This is a genomic window from Sphingomonas bacterium (assembly GCF_903643035.1).
Taxonomy (GTDB): domain Bacteria; phylum Pseudomonadota; class Alphaproteobacteria; order Sphingomonadales; family Sphingomonadaceae; genus Sphingomonas.
Genome location: NZ_CAHJWW010000171.1, coordinates 1 through 5,818 on the forward strand (window position 1 = coordinate 1; position 5,818 = coordinate 5,818).

The window sequence follows — 5,818 nt, forward strand, 5'->3', positions numbered from 1 at the left end:
GCCGCCACGATCCCGATGGGGCCGCCCGCCGCCACCGCGCCCGGCGTCCGGCCGGAATAGGCGACCACCGCATCCTGCACGACCGTCGGCAGGAGGATCAGCAGCCCCGCAATCCCCGCGAGCATCGATCCGCGGCCGCGCAGCACCTCGGCGGTACGATCCCAGATCGCGGTCATCGTCACCATCGGCAGGCCTCCATCGTCGTCCACCGGCGTCCCGCGCCGGCCGGATCCCGTAGCGACTGTAGCCGATCACCGCCCGCTTGCCAGCCCGCGCATGAGCGACCACCTCGACGACGATGACGACCACGGCGACGAGCGACACGGCGATCGAATGGCGGGTGACGCCGGGGCTCACTCCCTATGCCGACGCGCTGGCGGCGATGGAGGAGCGCGCCGCCGCCGTCGCCGCGGGCGCGGGGCGCGAGCTGGTGTGGCTGCTCGAACATCCGCCCGTCTACACCGCCGGCACCAGCGCGGACCCCGCCGAGCTGGTCGACGCGCGATTTCCGGTCGTCGCCGCCGGGCGCGGCGGACGCTATACCTATCACGGGCCGGGCCAGCGGGTCGGCTATCTGGTGCTGGACCTGAACCGGCGCGGGCGCGACGTGCGCTGCTTCGTCCATGCGGTGGAAGGCTGGGTCATCGCCGCGCTGGCGGGCATCGGCATCGCGGCGCACCGCTCGCCCGGGCGCGTGGGCATCTGGACCCTGCTGGACGACGGGCGGGAAGCCAAGATCGGCGCGATCGGCGTGCGCGTCCGCCGCTGGGTCACGCTGCACGGATTTTCGGTGAACCTGTCGCCCGACCTCGCGCATTTCGACGGCATCGTGCCGTGCGGCCTGCCCGATCCCGTCACCAGCGCCGCCGCGCTCCGCCGTCCGGCATCGCTTGCAACCTTTGACGCGGCCCTTTCGTTCGCGGCGGACCGGTTTCTTGAAACTCTTTCTTGTCCAGTTGCAAACGAGGCTTGAGAGACGGTACTTTAGCGGTTAATGTCCACCTTGATTTGGGTGATAGGGGCCGACGACGCACCGTCCAAATCCGTTTCCAAGGGAGCTTTCCAATGCGTGCACTCTTCACGAAGGCAGTCGCCGGCTCGATGATCGCCAGCGCGGCGCTGATGGTTTCGGCTTGCGGCAGCAAGACGACCGACAACACTTCCGACAACACGATGGTGACGGACATGAACGCCACCGAGGGCATGGACACCATGACCGACAACATGACCACGACCGACGGGTCGATGGGCAATGGCGGCATGATGGCCAACGACACGATGTCGAACGGTTCGATGATGTCGAACAGCTCGATGATGACGAACACCACCGGCAACACGATGTAATCGCAGCCGACCGGTTGATCTTCGACAAGGGGCCGTCCGGGATGCCGGACGGTCCCTTTGCCATGCTCCCGGACCCCGGAGCCCGACGCCCCGCATCATCGATCGCGGCACGCGCGGCAGATCGCCTGGTTCCCGCAACCGGGGCGACCCGGATTCGGTTCGGCGCAAAATCAGCGCCTTGCTGCGCAAACATGATGAATACGTCGCGCCGATCGCGTATCCAGTCATCGGACAATGTCCGATGAGGGGTTTGGCGATGCGATTGGTGCGTGGGGCGATCGGTCTGGCCGTCGCCGGGATGCTGGCGGGAGCGGCAGTGCCCGCGTCGGCGCAGTTCTACATGAAGTCACGCGACCTGAGCGGCGCGCCGGTGCAGGGCGACGAGGCGGACATCGTCCAGCCGCTGCCCGGCGCCACCCGGGCCGAGACCCGCGCGGGCTTGGTGTGGACGATGCGCGCCGCGCTCAACGTGGCCGCGCTGCAATGCGACTTCCAGCCGACCCTCACCACCGTCTTCAACTACAATGCGCTGCTGCGCGACCACAAGGCGGAGCTTGGCGCGTCGTGGGACACGCTCGCCAAATACTTCGCGCGCGTGAACGGCAAGTCGAAGCTCGCCGGACAGAATGCGCTCGACCACTATCAGACGCAGACCTATTCCAGCTTCTCGACGATCGCGGCACAGCTGACCTTCTGCCAGACGGTCAGCGCGATCGGCCGGGATGCGCTCTTCACGCCGCGCGGCCAGTTCTCCGGCATGGCGGAGGCGCGGATGCGCGAGGTGCGCAACAGCCTGACGCCGTGGGGCGAGCAGATATTCGTGCGCTACATGTTCAACGACCGGACGGCGTTGCCGCGCTTCGATCCCGCATGCTGGACCAAGAAGGGGCAGTGGGTGGCCAAGAAGTGCGGGTCGGAGAACTGGCCGCCCGCCGGCACTGGCATGGCCTCGCAATAAGGCGCGGATCGGCCGACTTCGGGGCGAAAACCGCCCTAGCGCAGGCCCAGCAACTTGTGCGTCTGGAGCGACAGCCGCCAGCGCGGTCGCTCCATCGCCAGCGCCAGCGCCGCGGCCCCATCGGCTGGCGCGGCCCCATCGTCGAGCGGCTGGACGAGGTGGTGGGCAAAGTCCCAGCCTTCCAGCTCGACAGGGTCGATCCCGGCCTGGGGCCACACCAGCTTCAGCTCGTCCCCGGCGCGCTGGACGACGCGGCTTCCCGCCTTAGGGCTGATGCACACCCAGTCGAGCGCGGGATGCACAGGCAGCGTGCCGTTGCTCTCGATCGCCACCCGGAAGTCGGCCGCGTGGAGCGCGGCGACCAGCGCATCGTCGACCTGAAGCATCGGCTCGCCCCCGGTCAGGACCGCGAAGCGCCGGTCGGCGCCGCCACCCCAATGGCGCTCGACATCGGCGGCGAGCGCGGCGGCGTCCGCGAACCGGCCGCCGCCGATCCCGTCGGTGCCCACGAAATCGGTGTCGCAGAAACGGCACACCGCCCGTGCGCGATCCGCCTCGCGCCCCGACCAGAGGTTGCAGCCCGCAAAGCGCACGAACACCGCGCGCGCGCCGGCGTTCACGCCCTCGCCCTGCAGCGTCAGGAACATCTCCTTTACGGCGTAGCTCATGGCCGCACGCTCACCCGGCCCCGGCATAGCGGGTGGGGTCGGGCAGCCCCGCCTCCTCGAACCCGCGCCGCCGCAGTCGGCAGCTGTCGCACAGGCCGCAGTGCAGCGCCTCGGGCGCACCCTGCTCGAACTGGGGGTCGTAGCAGGACCAGCTCAGCCCCGCGTCGAGCCCCAGCCGCGCCGCCTCGCGCACGATGTCGGCCTTCGTCATGTGCTGGAGCGGCGCGCGGATCCGGAACGGCTCGCCCTCGACGCCCGCCTTCGTCGCCAGCCCGGCCAGTTGCTCGAACGCGGCGACGAACTCGGGCCGGCAGTCGGGGTAGCCGGAATAGTCGAGGGCGTTGACGCCGATATACAGGTCCCGCGCGCGCGCCGCTTCCGCCCAGCCGAGCGCGAGCGACAGGAATATGGTGTTGCGCGCCGGCACGTAGGTCACGGGGATGCCGGGCTTCACCCCGTCCTTGGGCACCGCGATATCGGCGGTCAGCGCCGATCCGCCGAACGCCGACAGGTCCAGCGACAGCATCACATGCCGCTCCGCCCCGACAGCCTCGGCGACGCGGCGCGCGGCAGCGAGCTCGACGACGTGGCGCTGGCCATAGTCGATCGAGAGCGCCAGCACGCGATATCCATCCTCTCGCGCGCGCGCCGCCGACACCATCGAGTCAAGGCCGCCCGAGACGAGCGCCACCGCCGTCCCCGCTGATGTTCCGCTGGTCATGGTCGCCGGCCCGCTACGCGCATCGCCCGCCGGCGGCAAGGCCGGTCGCCCCGATCGGCCCGCTCAAGGAACGGCCGCCCTGCGCTGCGTCTAGCGAGGGGCGGCCGAAGGAAGCTCGTGCGAGCGATCGGGAGAAAGCGTGCCCTGAAACAGAACACAGTCGAGGAGATAATCGCCAAACCCTAAGATATCCTTGATCGAAGTCGTATCGGGGCAAAAAGCCTTCACTTCGGTTCAGCCCGTCAGCTCTGTCACCGGGAACGGAAACGACGTCGCGCAGAACGCGCAATCCACGCGGATCAGGCCCTGATCGTCCGCCATCGCGCGCTGTTCGTCGACCGGGAAGCGCGCGAGCACGCCGGCGATATGCTCGGGCGTGCAGCGGCACCCGCGCGCGATCGACGTGGAGGCGAGCACCCGCACATCCTCCTCCTCGTTGAACAGCCGCCACACCAGCGTCTCCAGCGGCAGCGCGGGATCGGCCAGCTCGTCCGCGCCCATCGTCGAGCCGAGCGCGGCGACATGCTCCCATTCGGGGTGGTCGAGCCGGGTATGAAGCCGCTCGCGCCCTTCCTCGCCCTCGGGCAGGTGCTGGAGGAACAGCCCGCCCGCGACAATATGCCCACCCCGCTTGCGGACGCCGATCCGCACCAGACTGGGGATCTGTTCCGATTGGAGGAAATAGCTCTGCGCGGCCTCGGCAAGCGAGTCGCCGTCGAGCGGGACGATGCCCTGATACCGCTCGCCAGAGGAGGCGAGGTCGAAGGTGATCGCGAGGTAGCCGGCCCCGAACAGCGCGAACAGCGACGGCGCCTCGGGCGCGGCGGCGAGCCGGTCCGCATCATAGTCGACATAGCCGCGCACGGCGCCGCCGCGATAGTCGCACACCAGCAGCCGGACGATGCCGCCGTCGGTCTGCGCCTGAAGCGTCAGCTGGCCCTCGACGTTCTTCAGCGTCGAGCCGAGCAACGCGCCCACCGTCAGCGCCTCCGCCAGCAGCGTCTCGATCGCCGGCGGATAGGCGTGCGCCGCGAGCACCAGATCGAGCGCCGGCCCCAGCCGCACGATCCGCCCGCGCGCCGATCGGGACGGGATCGCGAAACCTAGCGCGCGGTCCAGGTCGGGGGTCGTGGCATCGTCCACATCGTCACCGTTCAGGCTGGGCTTGTCGAAGCCCTGCCCTTCTTCAGCGCCGCCGGAAGAAGGGCAACCCTTCGACAAGCTCGGGGCGAACGGGTTCGAAGGGGTCGAACGGACATAGGAACGCGCTCGCCCCGATCAACCGATCTGGCCGAAGCACCAGCGCAGGATCGACTTCTGGACGTGCAGCCGGTTCTCCGCCTCCGGCCAGACCAGCGACTGCGGCCCGTCGATCACCTCGGTCGCCACCTCCTCGCCGCGATGGGCGGGCAGGCAGTGGAGGAAGGCCGCGTCCGGCTTCGCCGCGGCCATCAGCGCGGGCGTCACCTGATAGGGAGCGAGCGCGGCGAGCTTGGTCGCGGCGCCCTCCTGTCCCCCGTCGTCCTGGCCCATGGAGATCCAGGTGTCGGTGACGACCACGTCCGCGCCCTCCACGGCTTCGCGCGGGTCCGCGACCACGCGCGCGCGGCCCGACGCGGCGACGATCGCCTCCTCGTCGGGCTGGAACCCCTGCGGACAGGCGGCGACCACTTCGAACCGCATCAGCGCCGCCGCCTCCACGAGGGAGGCGAGCACGTTGTTGCCGTCGCCCAGCCACGCGACCTTCAGCCCCGGCAGCGCCCTGCCCGCCTCCAGCAGCGTCATGAGGTCCGCCATGATCTGGCAGGGGTGCGAGGCGTCGGTCAGGCCGTTGACGACCGGCACCGTCGCATGGGCGGCCATCTCCGTGAGCTTGGCGTGGTCGTCCGTCCGGATCATGACCGCGTCGCAATAGCCCGACAGGACGCGCGCGGTGTCCGCCACGCTCTCGCCGCGACCGAGCTGGGTGGTGCCCGCGTCGAGCACCAGCGCCGACCCGCCGAGCTGGCGCATCGCCATGTCGAACGACACGCGGGTGCGGGTGGAGGACTTCTCGAACACCATCGCGAGCGTCCGCCCGGCGAGCGGCGCGTCGGCGTCCGCCGCGCCCTTGGGCAGCCCGGCCCG

The 5,818-nt window shown here is 69.9% G+C and carries 7 protein-coding genes and 1 pseudogene; 3 read left to right on the forward strand and 5 right to left on the reverse strand.

The genetic code is table 11. From position 1 onward, the window contains the following. Positions 1–209, reverse strand: a pseudogene (locus HUV01_RS10975) (hypothetical protein); the annotation flags it as partial. A gap of 89 nt (positions 210–298) precedes the next feature. Here HUV01_RS10975 and lipB point away from each other — a divergent pair. The 3 genes from lipB (at position 299) to HUV01_RS10990 (ending at position 2,302) form a co-directional block, all read left to right on the forward strand. Next, entirely contained in the window at positions 299–973 is a 675-nt protein-coding gene (gene lipB / locus HUV01_RS10980; RefSeq protein WP_174298294.1) for a lipoyl(octanoyl) transferase LipB, read from the forward strand. 92 nt (positions 974–1,065) lie between these two features. Then, positions 1,066–1,344: a hypothetical protein gene (locus HUV01_RS10985; RefSeq protein ID WP_174298295.1), complete on the forward strand. Its 279-nt coding sequence runs from the start codon at positions 1,066–1,068 to the stop codon at positions 1,342–1,344. A gap of 256 nt (positions 1,345–1,600) precedes the next feature. Next, positions 1,601–2,302: a hypothetical protein gene (locus tag HUV01_RS10990; protein WP_174298296.1), complete on the forward strand. Its 702-nt coding sequence runs from the start codon at positions 1,601–1,603 to the stop codon at positions 2,300–2,302. 35 nt (positions 2,303–2,337) lie between these two features. On the opposite strand, the gene queE is transcribed toward HUV01_RS10990, so the two are convergent. The 4 genes from queE to argF form a co-directional block, all read right to left on the reverse strand. After that, a complete protein-coding gene (gene queE / locus HUV01_RS10995; protein ID WP_174298297.1) occupies positions 2,338–2,970 on the reverse strand; it encodes a 7-carboxy-7-deazaguanine synthase in 633 nt (210 codons plus the stop codon). A 10-nt stretch (positions 2,971–2,980) separates the two neighbouring features. Beyond that, entirely contained in the window at positions 2,981–3,691 is a 711-nt protein-coding gene (gene queC, locus HUV01_RS11000) for a 7-cyano-7-deazaguanine synthase QueC (RefSeq protein ID WP_174298298.1), read from the reverse strand. 234 nt (positions 3,692–3,925) lie between these two features. Then, positions 3,926–4,834 (reverse strand): Hsp33 family molecular chaperone HslO, encoded by a 909-nt coding sequence (locus HUV01_RS11005; protein WP_174298299.1) that lies wholly within the window; start codon positions 4,832–4,834, stop codon positions 3,926–3,928. A gap of 135 nt (positions 4,835–4,969) precedes the next feature. Then, a partial coding sequence (gene argF / locus HUV01_RS11010) for an ornithine carbamoyltransferase (protein WP_174298300.1) occupies positions 4,970–5,818 on the reverse strand: 849 nt, incomplete at its 5' end.

Coding starts and splice junctions, on each gene's coding strand:
- lipB (WP_174298294.1), top strand. CDS start 299: ATGACGACCACGGCGACGAGCGACACGGCGATCGAATGGCGGGTGACG.
- HUV01_RS10985 (WP_174298295.1), top strand. CDS start 1,066: ATGCGTGCACTCTTCACGAAGGCAGTCGCCGGCTCGATGATCGCCAGC.
- HUV01_RS10990 (WP_174298296.1), top strand. CDS start 1,601: ATGCGATTGGTGCGTGGGGCGATCGGTCTGGCCGTCGCCGGGATGCTG.
- queE (WP_174298297.1), bottom strand. CDS start 2,970: ATGAGCTACGCCGTAAAGGAGATGTTCCTGACGCTGCAGGGCGAGGGC.
- queC (WP_174298298.1), bottom strand. CDS start 3,691: ATGACCAGCGGAACATCAGCGGGGACGGCGGTGGCGCTCGTCTCGGGC.